Origin of the sequence: Thalassospira sp. GO-4, from assembly GCF_023588965.1 — a bacterium.
Classification (GTDB): Bacteria; Pseudomonadota; Alphaproteobacteria; order Rhodospirillales; family Thalassospiraceae; genus Thalassospira; species Thalassospira povalilytica.
Genome location: NZ_CP097807.1, coordinates 3,717,068 through 3,739,611, shown reverse-complemented (window position 1 = coordinate 3,739,611; position 22,544 = coordinate 3,717,068). Strand labels below are relative to the sequence as shown.

The window sequence follows — 22,544 nt, the reverse complement described above, 5'->3', positions numbered from 1 at the left end:
CCTCATCCAACACTTGATAGTTGTAACATGCTTAGGAAACCGACTAATAATTTAGATAATTCTTTTGAAAAATAGCTATCGTGAACGAACTCCTCCCTCCGTAAGGCCGTAAAATGATTGAGTATCTTCCAAGCATTTCAAACATTCTGAGTGAATTAATTACTGGCACATTGGGCGGTGTTGTCGTGGCAACAGCCACGTTAGGAGTAAAGTTTTACAACAGGAAAAAGATTGAAGCGAAGTTTCCTGTCTCTGGCGAATACATCTCGTTCTTCGAGGATGTGGTAGGCGGAGAGCAAATTGTGGTACCCAGCATGGCCACAATCAAACAAAAAGGCTCAGAAGTTAGAATTACCAATTCGATGTCTGGGGGAAGAAGCTGGACGCTGGACGGAACCATTCTTCAGGGCGGTCATGTATCGGGGGTATACTCGGCGGACGCCGTTTACGACGAGGGCGTCGGCTCATTTTACCTCAGAATCCAACCGAATATTCTTGACGGCATGTGGAATGGATATGACCACGATAATAAGATAACAAACTCAGGAAGGTATTGGTTTCGCCGTGTTTTAGACTGCCAAATAGTCCGTTATGAATCTGAATACCTAAACGACATCCTTCACACATCTGCGAATGCATTTGGAAACGGATATATTGATCGAACGGCAATTAAAAACGACACAGAACATTATGCTGTTGTTGCACTAGTTAACGGTGAGTTCGCCGGATATTGTTTTGGAAAAGTCGAACCCGCGCATTCCATCAAACATTTGACAAAACTTAATATGGCCGTGCTTCCTGATGACGTTAGGGTAGCGGATGAAGATGGTAATCTAGGAACAATCAAAACTATCGCTGTCCGACGTAAGTTTCGAGGGCACGGGATAGGGACGAAGCTGATCAAGTTTTCTGAGAATGAGCTTAAAGAGCGAGGTTCAACGTGCTTGATCGTACCTGCTTGGACAGTTGAAGGAAAAACTCCGATAAAAAGTCTGTTGCTGCATAACGACTACGCAGAATGGGCGGAAAATAACTGTTACTGGAAAGAAGAGTGCGAAGCCAAGAAATTTGAATGCATTTCTTACGGCGAGAGATGCCATTGTTCAGTTAAGTTCTACCGAAAAGGAAGAATCTGACCCTATTCCGGGCTATCCTGTAGCTCAAATTTCCAAATTAAAATCTTCACTTCCGCCCACCAGCAAGAAGCGATGCTTCGGGCATCATGCGCAAACGGATCATGGCAATTGTGCCGGCTACCGGCCCGATCGACAGCATGGCAAACGCCCCCCACCAACCGGCCCAGTCAGCAACAACCGGCACCAGATGGATCGATACCAGCGCGATCAGAAAACCGATGGCATTTTGCAGAGTCAATGCCGTACCGACCTGATGGGGATCGGCCAGTTCAATCACGCAGGATGAAAACTGTGCGGAATCCGCCACCACCGAAATACCCCAGACAATACAGATCAGAAGAAGGACCGCAAATGGCGCATCCCCGAAGGCACCGGCAACCAGTGCGCAGGCACCGCTGATGACCATGGCGGTAATTGTAACGGTCGTCCGCCCGATCCGGTCGGCATAATATCCCCCGGCAAGCGATCCGAACGCCCCGATCCCGACGATGGCAAAGGTGGATAATGCCGACCACATGCCGGGATTATCGACCATCCGATCTGAATAGGCCCCGTACAGGAACAACCCGATCCAGCCCCACATGGCATAAAGTTCCCACATATGCCCGAAATAACCATAACAGGCATGGCGCAATGGCTTGTTGGACCAGATTTTACCAACCATGCGCGGATCAAAGCGCGGCGACCTTCCCGGTGTTCCGCCCAGATGCACAAACAAAACGGCAAAGGCCGCCAGATAGGCCGACACACTTGCCGTTACGATCACCAATCGCCAATCAAGGGGAACCGCCACCGAAAACAGATGCGGCAAGGCCGACCCCATGGTCAACGCCCCAACCAGAAGCCCGACCAGAAATCCGGTATCGCCGCGCGACCAGGTCGCAACCATTTTCATGCCGATCGGATAGATGCCCGCCATGCATATGCCGGTGATCAGGCGCAGCAAGATCACCACCACACCATCAATCGGCACCACAAGGATCAGGATATTGGCGGTTGCGGCAATGATCGCCGACGCGGCCCAGAAACGACGCGGTTCGATCCGGTCGGCCAATCCGAAAACCGCACTGGTTACCGTCCCCAGTACAAAGCCAAGAAGAACCGAACTGGTAAACAGCGAAGATTGCAATGCGCCGATATCGAATTCGCTGCGCAATTGCGGCAGCACCGCGGTCGCCGAAAACCACAGGGCAAGTGCCATTAACTGGCAAACCGTAATCATTGTAACGGCAAAGCCTTTGCCCGTGCGCGCCATTGTCCCCCCGCATGTTTGATGTTTTGCACATCATACACAGATGCGGACAAAAACCTATCTTGGAACTCTTTGAAATTCTGACCGTTAGATGTTTATCCCGATGAATTTCCAATTCCGAGCGGACGGCAGAAATGAACATTCTTGATCAATATGCATATGGCGTTGTAACGGCCCTTGGTTTTTTCTGGAATGCGCTTTGGGCTTTCGTTCTTGGCTATGCCATCAGTGCTGCAATCCAGGTCTTTGTGCCCAAACGCCGACTGGTTGACCATATGGGCGATGGCGGTGCCAAAAGCATTTCACTGGCCGGGATGTTTGGCGCGCTTTCAAGTTCCTGTTCTTTTGCCGCGCTGTCCGCTGCGAGATCGCTTTTTCAGAAAGGCGCGCATTTCATCGCAACCGTCGCTTTCATGTTTGCATCGACCAATCTGGTCATTGAACTGGGCGTTCTGATCTTTCTGTTTCTCGGATGGCAGTTTCTGGTCGCAGAGATCGTCGGTGGAATCATCATGATCGTGATTTCGGCCATCCTGATCCGTCTGACATATCCGACCAAACTGATTGACAAGGCCCGCGATCATGCAGATGACGCGACCGGTCATGAGGATGACGATTTCGACTGGAAAAAACGCATTGCATCGATCGAGGGATGGCAACAGGTCGGCAACCGTTTCGTCATGGAATGGCAAATGGTTTGGCGTGAAATCCTGATCGGTTTTACCGTTGCCGGATTTATTGCGGTGTTTGTGCCAGACCATGTTTGGCAGACGCTGTTTCTTGCCGATGATGGCGCAAGCGGTGCCGATCTGCCATTCCTGCGGGTGTTGGAAAACGCATTGATTGCCCCGTTTGTTGCCGCTGCGACCTTTATCGGGTCCATGGGCAATATCCCGCTTGCCACTGTGCTGAGTGCAGGCGGCGTCAGTTTTGCCGGTATTATGGGCTTTATCTATTCCGATTTGATGGTCCCGCCGCTGGTGAAAGTGAATGCACGCTATTACGGCTGGAAGACCGCGCTTTATATTGCGGGTGTGATGTATGTCAGTATCGTCGCAACGGCGTTGCTTCTGCATTATGCATTTGCGGCACTTGACCAGGTCCCCGAAAGCAGCCGGGACATTGCCGAAATCAGCGCATTTGGCGTCAATTACACATTGTTCCTGAACATTGCGGCATTTGTACTGGCAGCCGTTTTGATCCGGTTGCGCGCACTGGCACAAAAAGCTGGTTCCGGCGGGCATGGTCACAACCACGATCATGATCACGAACATGACCACGGACATGATCATCACGGCAGCAAGACATCGATACTGACCCCGAAAAATGCCCTGATCGGTGTGATATTCCTGATATTGGCAGGTGGACTTGTGGTGCAGATCGGAACAGCGGTGTCCTAAAAAAACACCGCCCGGTCAGACCGGACGGCGCAAGTTATCCCGAGCGGGAATAAAATTTGGCACTATCGGCGCGATTATCCGTGATCGCGCCGGTCATCAATGACCTTGCCGTCATTTGGCAATGTTCCGGACGGGTTAAAGGCAACCACGCCGCGCAGCTTGCAAACACCGGCCATGGTTTCACCAATCGCGTCCAGATCTGCTGATGCCTCGTTGCCTTCGCACAGAAGGGTCATGACATCATTGTCATTTTCACGGGTTACAACCAGACGCGCCTTGGTGATGGCGTCGTGGCGTTTGACGATTTCGGCAACCTGACTTGGATGGACAAACATGCCTTTGACCTTGGTGGTTTGATCGGCACGGCCCATCCATCCCTTGATCCGGTCATTGGTGCGCCCGCACGGGCTTTGCCCAACCGCAATCGCCGAAAGATCACCCGTAGCAAACCGGATCAGCGGATAATCCATATTCAGGGTCGTGACCACCACTTCGCCGACTTCGCCATCTGCAACCGGTTCCCCGGTGCCCGGGCGCACGATTTCAAGGATAATGTCTTCGGCAATGATCATGCCGTCCTTGGCGTCACTTTCATAGGCAATCAGACCAAGGTCGGCACTGGCATAACATTGCAGCATCGCAATCCCGCGTTCCGCAAACCAGTCGCGCAACGACGGCGGTAATGCTTCGCCCGAAACAAGGGCACGCTTGATCGATGAAATATCGGCGCCGAGTTCATCGGCCTTTTCCATCAGGATTTTCAGGAAAGATGGCGTGCCGCTATAGCCAGCCGGTTTGAGATCACTGATCGCTTTGACCTGGGCTTCGCTTTGCCCGACGCCGGCCGGTACGACCACACAGCCACAGGCACGCGCCCCGCTGTCGAAAATGAACCCACCCGGTGTCAGGTGATAGGACAGGCAGTTATGCACGATATCGCCCGGACGGAAACCGGCCGCAAAGAACGCACGGCCCATGCGCCACCAGTCATCGCCTTTTCCCTGCGGATCATAGATCGGGCCGGGGCTTTGGAACATGCGCGCCATCGCCGGAACCGGCGTTGCATTCAATCCGGCAAGGGGAAGTTCCCGGGCCTGGGCATCAATCAGATCGGATTTGCGGGTTACCGGCAAGTTTGCCAGCGCATCACGCGATGTAATTGTTCGCGGGTCGATATCGGCAAGAATGCGGCCATAGCCGGTCGACTTTTCCTTTGCATGATGAAGGATGCGCGGCAGTGCCGCCATCAGACCGGCTTCGCGGTCTGCGGGATTGCGCGTTTCACGTGCGTCGTAATATGTCGTCAGCATCCTGCCCGTCTTTCTTCAAAATTCAGTCACCAAAGCATTCAGGCCGTTACAGCCAACGCTTGCGGCGTTTGTAGGACTTGATGTTCTTGAAGCTTTTGCGTTCTTCGGAACCACCGCCAAGATAGAATTCCTTGACGTCTTCGTTGTTCAAAAGCTCGTCGCGGGTACCGTCAAGAACCACTTTGCCGCTTTCCATGATATAGCCATAGTCGGCAACCTTAAGCGCAAAGTTGGCATTCTGTTCAACGATCAGCATCGTGATGCCCTGTTCGCGATTGATCTTTTCGATAATCCCGAACACTTCCTTGACCAGAAGCGGCGACAGGCCCATGGACGGTTCATCAAGCAGGATCATTTTCGGACGCGCCATCAGGGACCGACCGATTGCCAGCATCTGCTGTTCCCCGCCCGACAGATAACCGGCAAGCCCGGTGCGTTCCTTCAGGCGCGGGAAATATTCAAAGACCATTTCGATATCGTCTTTGACGCCCTTGTCCTTGCGGGTATAGGCCCCCAGACGCAGGTTCTCGATACAGGTCATGTCTTCAATGATGCGGCGGCCTTCCATCACCTGGAACAGGCCGGAACGCACGATTTCTTCCGGGCTGCCATTGGCGATCTGCTGGCCCATGAAATTGATGTCGCCACGGGTGACTTCGCCGTCTTCGGTTTTCAGCAAACCTGAAATCGCCTTAAGCGTGGTCGACTTGCCAGCACCGTTCGGCCCCAGAAGGGTAACGATCTTGCCTTGCGGAACTTCCAGCGATACGCCGCGCAGGACAAGGATGACCTCGTCATAAACAACTTCGATGTTATTGACCGACAGCATCGGTTCGGCGGTCTCAATTTTGCGGGCGGGCTCTGCCATGGTGTCCCCTTCGAATTATCGCTTGGTGATCCCCCCTGTCGGGGACAAGGCATCTTGCGTCTTATGCCTTGCCCCCGAACAGACTGGGAGACATTCGTCTGTCTGGACTCAGATCTTAGTAACCGAGCCAGTCGTCACGACGCGGCAGGGTAACGGTCGTTTCTTTTTTGACCGTGACTTCGCCGCCTTTGGCGCTGCCGTTATAGATGTTGACGGTGTTGATGCCGCGATGGTCTTCGGCAGTCCAGGTTGCTTCCATGCACACACCTTCAAGGCCTTTGGGGACCCAGTTGGTGCGGGCATACATGCCGGCCTTGATGTTTTCACCGGTAATGCCGCCATTGGCCTTTGCCCATTCCATGGCTTCTTTCATGTAATAGGCCGAGCAAATGCCACGGATGTAATGGTGGGTGCGGAACTCGGTGCCCGAACGATCAGACATCTTGGAGATTTCGCGGACCAGTTCCATGCCCGGAACGCCTTCGTCGGTCCAGAAGCTGGTCATGGCCGGGAAGACATAGTTTTCAACATCGCCAATGGTTTTCAGCGTTTCGTAGTCACCCGCCCAGATGTTGGCCAGCCATTTCGGGGTCGCGCCAACCGTGTCACAGGATTTCACCAGCGACACAACCGACGGGCCAAGGTTGCCAAGATACCCATAGTTGGTCCCGGCTTCTTTCAGGGTCAGGCATTGTGCCTTGAAGTCACCCGGCTTCATCGAAACAACCACCGGTGCGGTTACTTCAAAGCCAAGCTCGTTGGCATATTCTGCACAGGCTTCTTTCGGTGCGTTCGGATACGGGTGGTTGTCCCCGATATGCGAGAAGACCGGCTTGCCCGAACCACCGGAGTTTTTCCAGTCTTCAGCAGCCCACTGAACCATTGCACGGCAGGCATCGGAATAGGATGCGCCATAGAAGAAGTTATACGGTGCCGGTTTTGCCGTTTTCGGGTTTTTCGCGGTCGGGTCGGTCAGGTGACCGGAATAGGATGCCGAGTAGACCGGAACCTTGTCCTTGGCAACGAAGCTGATCAGTGCTTCAGTATCGCCTGTACCCCAGCCCTGCATGGCAACCATGTTGTTGCGCGAACGCCATTTCTTGTAGTTCGCAATCGCCTGGGGAACCTTGTAGGCATAGTCAACCGATTCAGAATCCAGAACCGTACCGTCAATCCCGCCATGGGTGTTGATGTAAGACAGCGCATCACGCACACCATCAGCATAGAACTTGCCGATAAAGCCGGTCGCACCGGTAATATCCATCAGATGGCCGACAAATACTTCGTCTGCTTTGGCTGCCGAGAACGACAAGCCGGTTGCAACCATCGCGGTCGCAGCAATCAGTCTCTTCATAACGACGTCTCCCTTGGACGTTTTCATCAAAGATAGCCTCCCGGTCTCCCCGTTTTGGTCCCGGCCCTTTTTGTTTTTTAAGCGGGGCGGGTTCGGGGTCTTTATCAGTACGAGAAGGGATAAAGCTTCCAGTACGCCCTGATCTGTTGCCAGCGATGGGCAAGCCCATCCGGCTCAAAGATCAGGAACAGGATGATGGCCAGACCAATTGCCATCTCCTTGATATAAGCCAGCCCGTCGGTCACAGCCGTCGAACTTGCCCATTCAAAAACGCTTAATGCGCTGACACCGCTTTCCATGACTTCGGGCAGAAGCACCATAAACACGGTTCCCATCAGGGTGCCTTTGACCGATCCGAGACCACCGATAATGATCATGCCAAGGAACTGGATCGACAGCAGAATGGTGAAACCTTCGGCCGAAACAAAGCCGAGATAATGCCCATACATCGCCCCGCCGACACCGGCATAGAAGGACGAGATGGCAAAGCTCATCAGACGGTATTTCGTCAGATTGATGCCCATGATTTCAGCTGACAGGTAATGGTCACGTACCGCAACAAAGGCACGACCATCACGGGTCCGCATCAGGTTGGTGCCCAACAGATACATCAGCACCAGGAAGAACAGCGACACATAGAAGAAGCTGAAATCATCAAGAATTTCATAGCCGAACACATTGATCGGGTTGGCCGCAGCCCCGTACGAACCACCGGTAAACCATTCGGCACGGGCAAAGAAATCTTCAAGAATGAACTGGGCCGCCAGGGTGGCAATCGCCAGATAAAGCCCCTTGATCCGGGCCGCAGGCAGACCAAACAGCATACCAACAGCCGCTGTCATCAGGCCGGCAAGCGGAATGGACAGCAACACCGGAATACCGGTCGTGTTGTTGATCCAGGCCGATGCAAAGGCGCCAAATCCAAAGAACGCCGCATGGCCCAGTGAAATCTGACCGGTAAAACCGACCAGGATATTCAATCCAAGTGCCGCAATCGCAAAGTACGAGATCTGGATGAACAGGTTGACGTAATAGCCATCCAGAACAAACGGGATCATTGCCACCGCAAGAATGCCAAGGATCGCGGCATTGCGGATATAGGTCGTATCAAAAATCCGCGTATCCTGACGATAGGTCGTTCGGAAATCACCGCAGGGACGCATCGAAAATCCAGCCATAGTACTTTTCCTCGTCCCTTAGATACGTTCGATGTCTTTGGTGCCAAACAGGCCATATGGCTTGATGCACAGAATAATGATCAGCACATAGAACGGCGCGATCGAGAACAGGTTGCCCCAGTTCAGATACTGGCCATCCACAAACTCGGCCGTGTTTTCAAGAAGACCGATAATCACACCACCGACAATCGCACCGACGATGGAGTCAAGCCCGCCCAGAATAACCGCCGGGAACACCTTGATCCCGATCACCGACAGGGCCGAAGACACACCATTGACCATCCCGATCACGATACCGGCGATCCCCGAAACCAGGGCCGAAATCGCCCAGGACATCGCAAAGACGGTTTTGACCGAAATGCCAAGGCTTTGTGCGACCTGCTGATCAAAGGCGGTTGCGCGCATCGCAAGGCCAAGCTTGGAATATTTGAAGAACCAGTAGAACCCGGCCATGATGAACAACGAGATCACGAAGCTCATGATGTAGGCCGTTTCGATCTGCATCCCCAGAAGGTTGATCGAACGGGTTTCAAATACCTGCGGATAAGTTGCTGTGGTGGCCCCGAAAATCCATTTGGTTGCCGCCTGGAAAAAGATCGAAAGCCCGATGGTCACCATGATCACGGAAATGATCGGTTCGCCAATCATGGGCCGCAAGACAACCATCTGAAGAATGATGCCAAACGCCATCATAAACAGCAGCGTAAACAGGAAACCCAGCCAGAAGGGCATACTCATTTCCACAAGGAACGCATAGCAAACCCACGCGCCAATCAGCAGAAACTCGCCCTGGGCAAAGTTAACGATCTGGGTTGATTTATAGATGAGCACGAAGCACATCGCGACGACACCATACAGTGTCCCGACGATCAACCCGTTCAGCAGAAGCTGGAACAGAAGTTCGAAATTCATGTTGCCATCCCTGTAATGGCGGTCCGCGATCCGGTGATCGGGACCACAGTTTTGCTGCTGCCTTATTCGGCGGCTTTCGGGGCCGTCTGTGCGACCTTGTTATCTTCGAGATCGACGACCTTCACGCTTGTCTGGATGCGGGTCTTCGACCCATCCTGGAAGGTGATCATGGTGTCGATATCAACCTTGTCATTGCCGGCATAAACCGCATCGATGATGTCGGCGTATTTTTCGGCAACCACGCCACGGCGCACCTTGCGCGTACGAGTCAGTTCGCCGTCATCGGCATCCAGTTCCTTGTAAAGAAGCAGGAAGCGTTTGATGCGCTGTGCCTCTGGCAGGGTCTTGTTCACCTCGCGGATTTCCTCGGTGATCATGTCATAGACCTGCGGCTGGGCGGACAGGTTGGTATAGTTGGTAAAGGCAATCCCGCGCTGTTCGGCCCATTTCGCCATGATCGAATAACGAATACAGATCATGGTCGACAGGAACGGAAGATCCTTGCCAAGGATCACGGCCTCGGCAATGAAGGGCGAGAATTTCAGTTTGTTTTCAATAAACTGCGGCGAATAACGCACCCCGGTCGAGGTTTCCGCCAGATCCTTCATGCGATCGATCACAACCAGATGATTGTTTTCTTTCTTGAAGTAACCGGCATCACCGGTATGCATCCAGCCATCTCTGACATCTTCGTCATAGGCGGACTGGTTTTTGTAATATCCGGTGAACATGCCCGACGTCCGGGCAACGATTTCGCCAACTCCGTTTTCATCGGTATTGATGACCTGGATGTCGGAATTGTCAAAGGCAACACCGACCGTATCAAAATCGATATCATCGGGCTGATGAATGGTATAGGCGCCGCAAAGTTCGGTCTGGCCATAAAGCTGACGCAACGGCACGCCCATCGCATGGAAGAACTTGAAGGTTTCCGGACCAATCGCCGCCCCGCCGGTTGCGGCTGAGCGCAGGTTGGAAAAACCAAGACGGTCTTTGAGCGCATTCATCAAAATGACGTCGGCCATCTTGGAATGACCGCCATTATCCAGCGCCGTGCGGGCCAGAGCCATGCCGAAATCAAACATCTTTTGCTTGAACGGCGTTGAATCCATCATCCGGGCCCGCACATCGGCGGCAATGGTTTCCCAGACGCGCGGCGCAAGCAGCACGAAGTTCGGACCAATTTCGCGCAGGTCGGCCATCATGGTTTCCTGCTCTTCGACGAAATTGACGATCTGGCGACTGACCAGCGACTGACCAACCACATAGACCTGTTCCATAATCCACGGAAGCGGCAGGACAGATACATAGTTATCACCCGGATATTTCGGGTCAGCACGCAGATACGCCGCGCAATGATCCAGAAAATCACCGGAATTGAGCATCGCCATTTTCGGCTTGGACGTCGTGCCCGATGTCGTGCACAGGATCGCGCATTCATCACCCTTGGTATCGGCGACCATTTGGTCATAGATACCGGGATTTTTTTCTTCGAGTTCGCGGCCAAGCTCGTAAAGCTTTTCGACATCCATCAAACGCGGATCGTCATATTTGCGCATCCCGCGCGGGTCGCAATAAACGATATGTTCCACGGTCGGAATGTCGTCGCCAAGTTCGATCAGCTTGTCACACTGTTCTTCGTCTTCGGCGATCAGGATACGGGCACCCGAATAGGTGATCAGATAGGCGACTTCTTCGTGAAGGCTGTCCTGATACAGACCGACCGACATTCCGCGAAGGGCATGGGCAGCAATTTCGCCCCAAACCCATTCCGGACGGTTTTCACCGATGATGCCAACAACATCGCCCTGCCCGATGCCAAGCGCACGCATGCCAAGCGTCATCCATTTGACGCGGTCATTGTAATCTTTCCAAGTGAATTCCTGCCAGATGCCGAATTCCTTTTCGCGCATGGCAACGTCACCACCCCAGTTGCGCGCATTATAGGCCAGCACTTTCGGGAAGGTATCAAGCGACTGCACGTCGGCATAATCGGGGATATTGCTGCTCATGATCAGGCCACCTGCTCGTCTTCATCCGTTTCGTCGTCTTCTTCACCCAGATAGGCCTTCTTGACGTGACTGTTGGCCATCACCTCGTCGGGGAGGCCTTCGGCAATCTTGCGTCCGAAGTCGAGAACCATGACCCGGTTCGAGATATCCATGACAACACCCATGTCATGTTCAATCATCACAACCGTCATGCCCCATTCTTCGTTGAGGTCGATGATAAAGCGCGCCATGTCCTCTTTTTCTTCGAGGTTCATGCCCGCCATCGGCTCATCAAGCAGGATCAGATCAGGACGCAGTGCAACAGCACGCGCCAGCTCGACGCGTTTGCGCAGACCATATGAAAGCGTGCCGGCCGTTGCCTTGCGGATATGGGAAATTTCAAGAAAATCGATCACGTCTTCGCAGAAGCGACGGTGTTCGAGTTCTTCCTTCTGCGCACCGCCAAACCAGTAAAGCGGCCCGTTCAGGAAGTTGTTTTTCAAAAGATGGTGGCGACCGACCATGATGTTATCGAGAACATTCATATGGCCAAACAGCGCCAGATTCTGGAATGTACGACCGATGCCCAGTTCGGCACGATCATTGGGTTTAAGCCCCGTAACATCCTGACCTTTGAACGATACCGATCCGGTGGTCGGGGTGTAACGCCCCGACACGCAGTTCAGCATGGACGTCTTGCCCGCGCCGTTCGGGCCGATGATCGAAAACAGTTCGCCCGGCTGGACGGAAAAGCTGACATCACTCAGCGCACGTACACCGCCGAAAACCAGCGACACATCGCTGATCTGTAAAATAGGACTCTGTGACGTCATGCCGTCGCATTCCTCCCTGACTTGGGCCGCAAATGCCGCAGAACCACATTTCGGGTTCATCTTGGTGAAATTCGCGAACCGATATTCAGTTTCCCTGATGATGTGTCGGATTTTTTTGGGACCCTGACCTTACGGAAACCGGGCCTGACACATTTAATAGGCATTTAAGTACCAATTTCAGCATATTGCGTCAATGCAATGATCAGCAAGGGATTGCGACTTTTCTACAAATTCGCAATGCACAATTTAAATTCGCCTACCGCGCACCATCTTTCTACCCTTGATTACGTAACGTTATCTGACGGTGAGATCAGTTAGGCAGCCCCGCGCACGTCGCATTGCAAAAAATTTTCGCGATCATGCACCGCACAATATTTGACGGGTGAATGCCCCCGAATAAGGCGGATCCAGATCAGCGCGATTGATCGAATCGGAACGGATTCGGGGCGGGCTTTTACGGCGTCTGGTATCCTCGTTCGCGATCAGCGCACCACCGCACCCCCGACATGCCCCGAAAACGCGCAAGCAATATGGCCAGCAACAGACTCGGCCTCCGAACAGCCCCTATTGAAAGGCGAAATGCGCCTTCACATATCGATCAAAGGTTTACCGATGCTTGTTGGACTTTGCCAATATGCTGTGATCAGCGGGTTTTACTGAATACCCCTTCACTGGGTCTGGACTTTCACAGGGAATTGTGGTGTAACCCCGGTGCACATGCATATGTAGCCGTGACCCGCGTCACGCAACACAGATAGCCCACCGCTCGGCGCTCCGACGGTCGGGGTGTCTTGTCACGACAAGCCCTTTTAACCACCTTGAGGAGGGTCTGATGTCCATTTGTGGCAAAGACAACCTGAAAACGCGCCGCACGCTGAAAGTCGGGGATAATTCCGTCGACTATTACAGCCTCAAAGTTGCTTCCGAAAAACTCGGCGACGTTTCCAAACTTCCCTTCACGCTGAAAGTGGTTCTTGAGAACCTTCTGCGCTATGAAGATGACTTCACTGTCAAAACCGACGATGTTCAGGCTGTTGTAGACTGGCTCAAAGCCCGCAAGAGCAGCCATGAGATCAACTATCGTCCGGCCCGCGTTCTGATGCAGGACTTCACCGGCGTTCCCGCCGTCGTTGACCTTGCCGCGATGCGCGATGCCGTTGTCAACATGGGTGGCGACGCCCAGAAGGTGAACCCGCTTTCACCGGTTGATCTCGTCATTGACCACTCGGTCATGATCGACTTCTTCGGCACCGATGATGCACTCGACAAAAACATGGAAGTCGAGTTCGAACGTAACGGCGAACGTTATGGCTTCCTGCGTTGGGGTCAGAACGCGTTCAACAACTTCCGCATCGTTCCGCCGGGCGCAGGCATCTGCCACCAGGTCAACGTCGAACATCTTGCCAAGGTCGTCTGGACCGGCAAGGACGAAGACGGCAAGACCGTTGCATATCCTGATACCCTGGTCGGCACCGATTCCCACACCACCATGGTGAACGGCCTTGCTGTTCTTGGTTGGGGTGTTGGTGGTCTGGAAGCCGAAGCAGCAATGCTTGGCCAGCCGATCTCGATGCTGATCCCGGAAGTCGTCGGCTTTAAGCTGACCGGCACCATGAAAGAAGGCATCACCGCAACCGACCTTGTTCTGCGCGTCGTTCAGATGCTGCGTGAAAAAGGCGTTGTCGGCAAATTCGTCGAATTCTATGGCGATGCACTTGACCACATGAGCCTGCCGGACCGTGCGACCATCGGTAACATGGCACCGGAATATGGTGCGACCTGTGGCTTCTTCCCGATCGATGACGAAACGCTGAACTACATGCGTTCGACCGGCCGTGACGAAGACCAGATTGCCCTGGTTGAAGCATATGCCAAAGAACAGGGCATGTGGCGCGAGCCGGGCTTCGAAGCAGAATACACTGCAACGCTTGAACTTGACATCTCGACTGTCGAGCCGGCCCTGTCGGGTCCGAAGCGTCCGCAGGACCGCGTCCTTCTTAAAGACGCCGTATCGAGCTTCAATGGCACCTTTGCCGACATGGCACCGGGTGTAGATGCTGATCGTTCCGTTCCGGTTTCGAATGAAAACTTCGAAATGAAAGACGGTAACGTCGTCATCGCCGCAATCACGTCCTGCACCAACACCTCGAACCCGAGCGTGCTGATCGCAGCCGGTCTGCTGGCGAAAAAAGCTGTCGAGCTTGGCCTGAACCGCAAACCGTGGGTGAAAACCTCGCTTGCACCGGGTTCGCTCGTTGTTGCCGACTACCTAGAAAAAGCCGGCCTTCAGGATTACCTGGATCAGCTTGGCTTTAACGTTGCCGGTTTCGGTTGCACCACCTGTATCGGTAACTCCGGTCCGCTTGCCGGCCCGATCGCCGAAGCAATCGACGGCAACGACATGCTCGTTACCGCCGTTCTTTCGGGTAACCGTAACTTCGAAGGCCGTATCAGCCCGCACGTCAAGGCAAACTACCTTGCCTCGCCGCCGCTGGTTGTTGCCTATGCCCTTGCCGGTAACCTGAAGGTCGATCTGAACAACGACCCGATCGGTACCGACAAGAACGGCAATGACGTCTTCCTCAAAGACATCTGGCCGAGCAACAAAGAAATTGCCGACACCATTGCGTCGTCGATTTCGGCTGCGATGTACAAAGAGCGTTACGACAACATCTTTGCTGGTCCGAAGCCGTGGCAGGCCATCGAAATCACCGAAGGCGAAACCTTCGCGTGGGATGGCAAATCCACCTACGTCCAGAACCCGCCTTACTTCGTCAACATGGCGGCAGAGCCGAACGACTTCGCAGAAGTCCACGGTGCACGTCCGCTCCTGATCCTGGGTGACTCTGTTACCACCGACCACATTTCTCCGGCCGGTTCGATCAAGGAAGAAAGCCCGGCAGGTGAATACCTCAAGGCGAATGGCGTTGCGGTTCGTGACTTCAACTCCTATGGCGCACGTCGTGGTAACCACGAAGTCATGATGCGCGGTACCTTTGCCAACATTCGTATTCGTAACGAAATGGCACCGGGCACCGAAGGCGGCATCTCGGTCCATTACCCGTCGGGTGAACAGGGCTGGGTTTATGACGTTGCCATGCGCTATCAGGCCGAAGGCACCCCGCTGGTTGTCGTCGCCGGTAAAGAATACGGCACCGGTTCTTCGCGTGACTGGGCAGCAAAAGGCACCAACCTGCTTGGCGTCAAAGCTGTGATCGCGGAAAGCTTCGAACGTATTCACCGCACCAACCTGGTCTGCATGGGCGTCCTGCCGCTGCAGTTCAAAAACGGTGAAGGTCGTGCGACCTACAAGCTTGATGGTTCTGAAACCTTTGATGTCCTTGGCATCGGTGATGGTATCACCCCGCTTCAGGACGTTACGGTTCGCATCACGCGCAAAGATGGCAGCACCGAAGAATTCGTTGCCACCTGCCGTATCGATACCGAGAACGAAGTTCTCTACTACCAGAACGGCGGCATCTTGCAGTTCGTTCTGCGTAACATGATGAAAGCTGCCTGATTTCAGTACGAAGTCAGACGCTGACCAAAAGACACCCCGCCGGTTTTGTCCGGCGGGGTGTTTTATTTCCGGTTGATGTCAAAACCGGCGAAACAATTCCGACATGTGTCCTTGATCCAAAACAATCCTAAACTGCTTGTTGTCTGCTAAGTCAGGTGCAATTCGAATTGTCTTCTGAGCAGGATCAAATGATACGCCCTACCCCAGCCGAAGACCGGTCTTTTGGTCTGACGGTCGGTACGCTGTCACCCGGAACTGTTTTAAGTTGCTCGCCTGCAACGCCACTTGCGCAAGCCGTCACCAAAATGCGCAATGCCAACAGCAGTTCCATCATTGTGGTACAGTCGAACAAGCCGGTCGGAATACTGACAGAGCACGACCTGTTGTCGTTACCAGCCAACAGCAAAGCTGTGCTGTCGCAACCCGTCGAGATGCGCATGTCGCATCCGGTTCACACCATCTCCATCCATGCCAGCCCGCAATCAGCCATCGTCAGGATGCGCGAACGCAATGTCCGCCACCTGGTCACCGTCGATGAAAATGATTGTCTGGTCGGCATCATCAGCCGGACCGATCTGATCCGGCAGATCAGCAACAAAAAGCCGTTCAGCGCAAATGACGTTGCCGATGCGGTCCGACGGTCGACAATCTTTGTCGATGCCCGGATGCCTGTGTCGGAATTGCGACACCGCATGCATGGCGAAAAATGCGACAGCGCCATCGTTACCGGTTTTCCCGCCGACCTGCCGGTCGATCAGCAAACCGGTATCATTACCGAACGCGATATCCTGCGCGGTTTTGCCGATAACAATGATGGCCTGACAGCAGGTGATATTGCCACCCGTCCGGTTATGGTCATTAACGGGGATGTGAACCTTAATGATGCGCGCACCATCATGTTGCGCAAGAACATCCGCCACCTTGTTGTTCATAACCAGCACCGGGAAATCATCGGCGTTCTGTCCTTTGCCGATCTGCTTGAATTTATCGAGCAGGACTATCTGATCTATCTGAACAACATCAATGATGACAGCGACAGCGAACTGGTCAAGGCCCGCCAGTCACTTGCGCTTGCCCGAAAGCTGATTGAAAACTCGCCAGACTGCGTCATGGTCTGTAATGCCCGCGCCGAGATCGAGGCCGTCAACCCCGCCTTTACCCGTGTCACCGGTTATCAGGCCGAAGAAGTCATTGGCAAAAACCCGAGCATTTTGCAGTCCGGTCGCCAAAGCAAGGACTTCTATCGCCAGATGTGGGTCGAACTTGCCCGGACCGGCAAATGGGAAGGCGAGATCTGGAACCGTCGCAAATCGGGTGAAACATTCCCGGAATGGCTTTCGATCATGGCCATCCGCGACAGCGATGGCACCATAAGCCATTATGCATCGATCTTTACCGACATCAGTGAACGCGAAAAAAACCGCGAAGATATCCTTCGGATTGCCTTTACCGACGAACTGACCGGCATGCCCAACCGCCGACGTTTTTCGGAATTGCTGTCGCTTCATGTCGGGCGCGCCCGGCAGCATGGCCGGCCATTGACTGTCATGATGCTGGATCTTGATAACTTTCAGCGCGTCAACAACGCACTGGGCCACAATGCCGGAGATGATGTTCTGGTTGAAGTATCCCGACGCATCAGCCGCGAACTTGGCCATGATGCGGTCATGGCCCGTGTCGGTGCCGATGAATATGCCGCCATCCTGCCCGACATAAAAACCGAACAGGAAGCCCTGAACCTTGCCGAACGCGTTCTTGTCCGGCTTGGCGAACCGCATCTGACCAGCAAGGGTGATGACCTTTATCTTTCGGCCAGCATCGGCATTGCCTCTTTTCCCAAGGATGCCAATGACACCAGCAATCTTTTGCGCTGTGTTGAAATTGCCATGCTTCAGGCAAAGGAACAGGGACGCAACCGGGTCGGCCGGTTCAGCGTGTCGCTGCAAAGTCAGAAGGGTGCTGATCTGGCACTTGAAACGGCGTTGCGGCGCGCGCTTGATAACAATGAACTCCATCTTGCCTATCAACCGCAATTTGACACCAAAACCGGCCAGTTGTGCGGTGTCGAAGCCTTGGCAAGATGGACAACGGCAAGCGGCGAACATATCCCGCCATCGACCTTTATCCCGGTCGCCGAAGAAATCGGTGTCATCGGCGAACTGGGCCGCTGGGTCATGCGCACGGCCTGTCGTCAACTGGTCAACTGGCGCAGCGAAGGTCTGCACAATCTGCGGCTGGCGGTGAATGTGTCGGTTCAGCAATTCTATGGCACGGTCGATCTTGCAGAACAGCTGCGTGCCATTCTGGTCGACAAGGGGTTGTCTGCCGACCGGCTTGAAATCGAAGTCACCGAAAGCCTGTTCATGCGCGATATGGCCGACATGCGTGCCAAACTTCAGCGTATCCAGGATCTGGGCATTCGCATTTCGCTTGATGATTTTGGCACCGGCTTTTCCAGCCTGAGCTATCTGCGGACCCTGCCATTTGATCAGATCAAGCTCGATCGCAGTTTTGTCACCGACATCGATCGTGGCGAAGAAGGCCGGACATTGGCAATCACCATCATCAATATGGCGCGCAACCTTGGCAAAACCTGCATTGCCGAAGGGGTTGAAAACGACCGCCAGCTTGAAGTTCTGCGGGATGCCGGGTGCGACCTTGTGCAGGGTTACCTGCTTGGCCGACCAATGAGCGCACAGGATATTTCAAGGCTTGCCACCGCAACGGATGGCTGAACCCCAAAAGCAAAAGGGCGGGATTATTCCCGCCCTTTCAAACTTCATGAACCGGTTCTTCTGATCCTAGAAGATACCGAGCCCCTTAAGCAGGATGAAGGCAATCGCAACCGGGGCAACGAATTTGACAATCAGTCCCCAGGCATTGATCCACATCGGGACGATACCGTCATGTGCTGCGATTTCTTCTTTGGCCTTGCCCCAGATGACCCAGCCAACAAACAGCGAAATGAACAGGCCACCGATCGGCAACAGCAGGTTCGAACTGATGAAGTCCATCAGATCAAAGAAGCTTTTGCCAAAGATGGTGACATCCGACATCACGCCAAGCGACAACGAAGACGGGATACCGAGCGCAAAAATGATCACGCCAACCACGATGGCTGCGGTTTTGCGGCTGACACCACGGTCATCAACGAAATAGGCCACAACCACTTCAAGGATCGATACCGCCGAAGTCAAAGCCGCAATGCCCAGAAGCAGGAAGAACATAAAGGCAAATAGCGAGCCCATCGGCATATGTGCAAACACAGCCGGAAGCGTGATAAAGGTCAAGCCGGGACCGGCACTCGGATCAAAGCCGAATGCAAAGACCGCCGGCAGGATCAAAAGACCCGCCATTACGGCAACCGCGGTATCAAGCAGCGTCACCCAACCGGCAGAACCGGCGATGTTTTCTTTTTTCGACAGGTACGAGCCATAGGTGATCATCGCGCCCATACCGAGCGAGAGCGAGAAGAATGCCTGCGACAACGCACCCGATACAGTTTCCCAGGTCACTTTGGAAAAGTCTGGCGACAGCAGGAAGGCGACACCTTCGCCACCACCAGGCAGCGTGACCGAACGGATGATCAGAATGATCAGAAGTGCAAACAGGGCCGGCATCAGGATTTTCGATGCGCGTTCAATCCCGGAACCAACACCGGCCAGAACCACGAAAATCGTCAGCGCCATAAAGATCGCATGGAAGATCAGCGGCGAAACCGGATCGGAAATGAAATCACCAAACAGGCTTCCCAGCGCGGCCGGATCTTCGATCGCCAGCGCACCGGTGATCGATTTGATCATATAGGAAATCGTCCAGCCAGCGACGACGCTATAGAAGGACAGAATGATAAAGGCAGCAGCCACACCAAAGAACCCGATGACCGGCCAAAGACCGCCTTTGAGCTTGGCGAACGCGCCAATCGCATTCTTTTCAGACATGCGGCCAATCACGAATTCGGCCAGCATGACCGAAATCCCGATGGTAAAGACCAGTGCCAGATAAATAATCAGGAAGGCGCCACCGCCGTTTTCGCCCGCCATATACGGGAACTTCCAGATATTCCCAAGTCCGACGGCCGACCCCGCAGCTGCCAGAATAAAGCCGAGGCGCGAGCCCCAGTGTTCACGTTTCATCATTAACCTGCAAACCTTGTTTCGGACCGGAATTGCCGGATGAAGCTCCCGCCGGCAGACCGATTCCAGATTTTTATCATTTAACGCACAGGCGAATTCACCCGATGCGCTGCGACCGTTCCCTCAAGGTGGTCCCGATTGGTCCGCAGCTATTAACATCAATCTTTGGAAATCTCATTTCGAAATTCACCCAAAAAGCGCAAGAATCCGCCCTTTTGGTCTTCCCGTTGCTTTCAAGGCCTTGTGATTAGGGGTTGATGGCAGTTCTCGGGCATGATGATGGGCATGAAACATATTCGCCCCATCATCTGCATGCTTGCACTGGCGTTCATGATGCTTTCCGGCCCGGCATATGCCGCCGAAAGCACAACTCCCCACGCCGTGATAGAGCTTTACACCTCGCAAGGATGCAACTCCTGCCCGCCAGCAGATCGTGTTCTTTATCAGATAAATCAGGAACATACCGACCTTCTGGCACTGTCATACCATGTCGATTACTGGAACTATCTGGGCTGGACGGATCCGTTTTCCGATTCCCAATACAGCGACCGGCAACGCGACTATGCCAACCGGATGCGCGAACGGTATGTCTATACCCCACAGGTCATTATCAATGGTGACAATGTGGTTCAGGCAACCGCAAAACGGCGTATCGAGTCGACCGCCGATGCCCTGCCCGGTTTAAAGGACATCTCGGCAATCACACTGGCATCAGACAGCACCGGTCTGCCCGCCCGCGGTACGGTCGCACTGCGCAACATCACGATGCCGGGTTCGGGAAACGCCCATCGTATCTGGATCATCGGTTTTGACCGTGAACACCAGCGTGACGTTCTATCGGGCGAGAATGCCGGGAAACGGCTGGTACATGCCAATGTCGTCCGCGAGATGATCGACCTTGGTCCATGGGACGGATCATCAAAAGACATTCCGTTTGCCATGACAAAGGCCTGTGACGGTGGCATTGCGGTCCTGGTTCAAAACGGAAATGGTGGCCCGATCATCTCGGCATCTGTCATCCGCTATTAAAATCCGCTGCCCCCCGCACGCCTTTAACGCCCCTTTTATATGTCATTTCATTTGCCCAAACATTCACCGGTTGGAAACCCGTCCCCTGATATGCCCGCACCAGTGCGTGCCAATCTTTCCCGACCTTGTTTGGATTGATTTGAAACAAAGCCATCGCGGCCGCGCTCGGTTAAAGAATGGATAATCAGCCTAAACGCGTTATAGAATACGGCGACCACGGCTGAGACACTGACTATTGAACGGGTTACATGGCAGATTTTAGCGGTTCTGATTTGACCTGCCTGCGCGGCGAGCGACTGGTATTTGGCGGCCTATCCTTTGCCGCCCGATCCGGTGACGCGATTGTGCTGCGTGGCCGGAACGGTGCCGGAAAATCCAGCCTGTTGCGGGTCATGGCCGGACTGCTGTCCCCGCGCGCCGGGCAGATTTGCTGGGACGGTGAAAACATCCTCGAAGACCGCATCGGCCATCAGGCCCGGCTGCAATATCTTGGCCATCAGGATGCCGTCAAACCGGTGCTGTCCGTGCGCGACAATTTGCGCCTTTGGGGGCAGATGCGCGGGGTCGATGACCTTGATGGTGAAATTGATGCGGCCCTTGATGCGCTTGATATTCATCACCTGTCACGGGTCGCTGGCCGTTATCTTTCAAGCGGACAGAAACGCCGCACCGCCCTTGCCCGTATTCTGATCGGTCAAAGTGATCTTTGGCTGCTTGATGAACCGACCGTCGGACTGGACCGCGAAAGCTGTGGCGAAGTCGCCCGACTGATTGCCGAATTTCGGGCGCGTGGCGGCATTGTGATCTATTCGACACATATCGATCTGGATGTCGATGCGCCAACCGTACTTGATCTGGATGAATTTGCCATTCCGATGGTCGAATGGCTAATCGAACATCCGGAAATGGACGGATCGGCGCCGATATCCGCACAGGAGGCCGCCCAATGAACGGTTTCCTTGCCATTTTACAGCGCGACCTGCGTCTTGCACTGCGTCAGGGGGCAGATTCGGTCATGGTGGTTGCCTTCTTTATTGTGACCACCACATTGTTTCCGTTCGGCGTCGGCCCGGAAGCCAATATTCTGGCCCGGATTGCATCCGGGGTGATCTGGGTATCGGCACTTCTGGCAGCGATGCTGTCGCTTGAGCGGGTCTTTCAGACCGATTATGAGGACGGCACGCTTGAACTTTTGACCCTGTCGCCGGTTTCACTGGAATTGCTGGTACTGGGCAAGGTATGTGCCCATTGGCTGACCACCGGCTTGCCATTGATCATTGCAGCCCCGTTGATGGCCGTGATGCTCAATATGGATCAGGACGGGTTTGTTACACTGATGCTTGCCATGCTGCTTGGTACCCCGGCTCTTAGTCTGATCGGCGCGATTGGGGCGGCACTTATTTTGGGGGCACGGCGTGGCGGGGTTCTGGTGTCGCTTCTGGTCTTGCCGCTTTATATCCCGGTTCTGATTTTCGGGGCCGGTGCGGTCGAGGCCGCCTTGCTGGGCATTTCGGCCACCGCACAGTTACAGATCATGGCTGCCATTTTGCTGATCGCACTGGCAGCAACGCCATTTGCCACCGCCCATGCGGTGCGTCAGGCAATGGAATAACGGACAGAAGAAT

At 54.0% G+C, this 22,544-nt stretch carries 16 protein-coding genes; 7 read left to right on the top strand and 9 right to left on the bottom strand.

Annotated elements, in window-relative coordinates; translation table 11 throughout:
* Window positions 1–113: 113 nt before the first annotated feature.
* A complete protein-coding gene (locus M9H61_RS17100) occupies window positions 114–1,136 on the top strand; it encodes a GNAT family N-acetyltransferase (protein WP_250281852.1) in 1,023 nt (340 codons plus the stop codon).
* Window positions 1,137–1,182: 46 nt separating this feature from the next.
* On the opposite strand, the gene M9H61_RS17095 is transcribed toward M9H61_RS17100, so the two are convergent.
* Complete coding sequence (locus M9H61_RS17095) at window positions 1,183–2,391, bottom strand: MFS transporter (RefSeq protein WP_228194546.1); 1,209 nt, start codon at window positions 2,389–2,391, stop codon at window positions 1,183–1,185.
* 131 nt (window positions 2,392–2,522) lie between these two features.
* Here M9H61_RS17095 and M9H61_RS17090 point away from each other — a divergent pair, with 131 nt between their 5' ends.
* Window positions 2,523–3,788 carry a permease gene (locus tag M9H61_RS17090; protein WP_250281850.1) on the top strand — a complete coding sequence of 422 codons (1,266 nt, stop codon included), beginning with the start codon at window positions 2,523–2,525 and terminating at the stop codon, window positions 3,786–3,788.
* 74 nt (window positions 3,789–3,862) lie between these two features.
* Here the strand turns inward: M9H61_RS17090 and M9H61_RS17085 are convergent, their stop codons facing one another.
* The 7 genes from M9H61_RS17085 to M9H61_RS17055 form a co-directional block, all read right to left on the bottom strand.
* Window positions 3,863–5,098, bottom strand: coding sequence for a phenylacetate--CoA ligase family protein (locus tag M9H61_RS17085; protein WP_250281849.1), 1,236 nt, complete (start codon window positions 5,096–5,098; stop codon window positions 3,863–3,865).
* A gap of 46 nt (window positions 5,099–5,144) precedes the next feature.
* Complete coding sequence (locus M9H61_RS17080; RefSeq protein ID WP_206927130.1) at window positions 5,145–5,927, bottom strand: ABC transporter ATP-binding protein; 783 nt, start codon at window positions 5,925–5,927, stop codon at window positions 5,145–5,147.
* Window positions 5,928–6,081: 154 nt separating this feature from the next.
* Entirely contained in the window at window positions 6,082–7,320 is a 1,239-nt protein-coding gene (locus tag M9H61_RS17075; protein ID WP_250281847.1) for an ABC transporter substrate-binding protein, read from the bottom strand.
* Between the two features lie 104 nt (window positions 7,321–7,424).
* Window positions 7,425–8,498 carry a branched-chain amino acid ABC transporter permease gene (locus M9H61_RS17070; RefSeq protein WP_114112875.1) on the bottom strand — a complete coding sequence of 358 codons (1,074 nt, stop codon included), beginning with the start codon at window positions 8,496–8,498 and terminating at the stop codon, window positions 7,425–7,427.
* Window positions 8,499–8,516: 18 nt separating this feature from the next.
* A complete protein-coding gene (locus M9H61_RS17065; protein WP_101245455.1) occupies window positions 8,517–9,410 on the bottom strand; it encodes a branched-chain amino acid ABC transporter permease in 894 nt (297 codons plus the stop codon).
* A gap of 62 nt (window positions 9,411–9,472) precedes the next feature.
* Window positions 9,473–11,422: a long-chain fatty acid--CoA ligase gene (locus M9H61_RS17060; RefSeq protein ID WP_101245454.1), complete on the bottom strand. Its 1,950-nt coding sequence runs from the start codon at window positions 11,420–11,422 to the stop codon at window positions 9,473–9,475.
* A gap of 2 nt (window positions 11,423–11,424) precedes the next feature.
* The gene (locus tag M9H61_RS17055) at window positions 11,425–12,234 is read right to left on the bottom strand and encodes an ABC transporter ATP-binding protein (RefSeq protein WP_114112980.1); all 810 of its coding nucleotides are present in this window, start codon (window positions 12,232–12,234) and stop codon (window positions 11,425–11,427) included.
* A gap of 832 nt (window positions 12,235–13,066) precedes the next feature.
* Between M9H61_RS17055 and acnA the strand changes: the two genes are divergently transcribed.
* A complete protein-coding gene (gene acnA, locus M9H61_RS17050; RefSeq protein ID WP_101245453.1) occupies window positions 13,067–15,754 on the top strand; it encodes an aconitate hydratase AcnA in 2,688 nt (895 codons plus the stop codon).
* Between the two features lie 188 nt (window positions 15,755–15,942).
* Window positions 15,943–18,489, top strand: a complete 2,547-nt coding sequence (locus M9H61_RS17045) for an EAL domain-containing protein (protein ID WP_250281844.1) — start codon at window positions 15,943–15,945, stop codon at window positions 18,487–18,489.
* Window positions 18,490–18,555: 66 nt separating this feature from the next.
* Here M9H61_RS17045 and M9H61_RS17040 read toward each other — a convergent pair whose 3' ends face one another.
* The gene (locus M9H61_RS17040) at window positions 18,556–19,893 is read right to left on the bottom strand and encodes a sodium-dependent transporter (protein WP_101245451.1); all 1,338 of its coding nucleotides are present in this window, start codon (window positions 19,891–19,893) and stop codon (window positions 18,556–18,558) included.
* 282 nt (window positions 19,894–20,175) lie between these two features.
* Here M9H61_RS17040 and M9H61_RS17035 point away from each other — a divergent pair, with 282 nt between their 5' ends.
* The 3 genes from M9H61_RS17035 to ccmB all read left to right on the top strand — a co-directional run bounded on the left by M9H61_RS17035 (window position 20,176) and on the right by ccmB (window position 22,531).
* Complete coding sequence (locus M9H61_RS17035; protein WP_250281841.1) at window positions 20,176–20,919, top strand: thioredoxin family protein; 744 nt, start codon at window positions 20,176–20,178, stop codon at window positions 20,917–20,919.
* A 248-nt stretch (window positions 20,920–21,167) separates the two neighbouring features.
* A complete protein-coding gene (gene ccmA / locus M9H61_RS17030) occupies window positions 21,168–21,869 on the top strand; it encodes a heme ABC exporter ATP-binding protein CcmA (protein WP_206926784.1) in 702 nt (233 codons plus the stop codon).
* Window positions 21,866–22,531 carry a heme exporter protein CcmB gene (gene ccmB / locus M9H61_RS17025; protein WP_101245448.1) on the top strand — a complete coding sequence of 222 codons (666 nt, stop codon included), beginning with the start codon at window positions 21,866–21,868 and terminating at the stop codon, window positions 22,529–22,531. The genes ccmA and ccmB overlap by 4 nt, the downstream gene beginning before the upstream one ends.
* The last annotated feature ends 13 nt before the right edge of the window (window positions 22,532–22,544 follow it).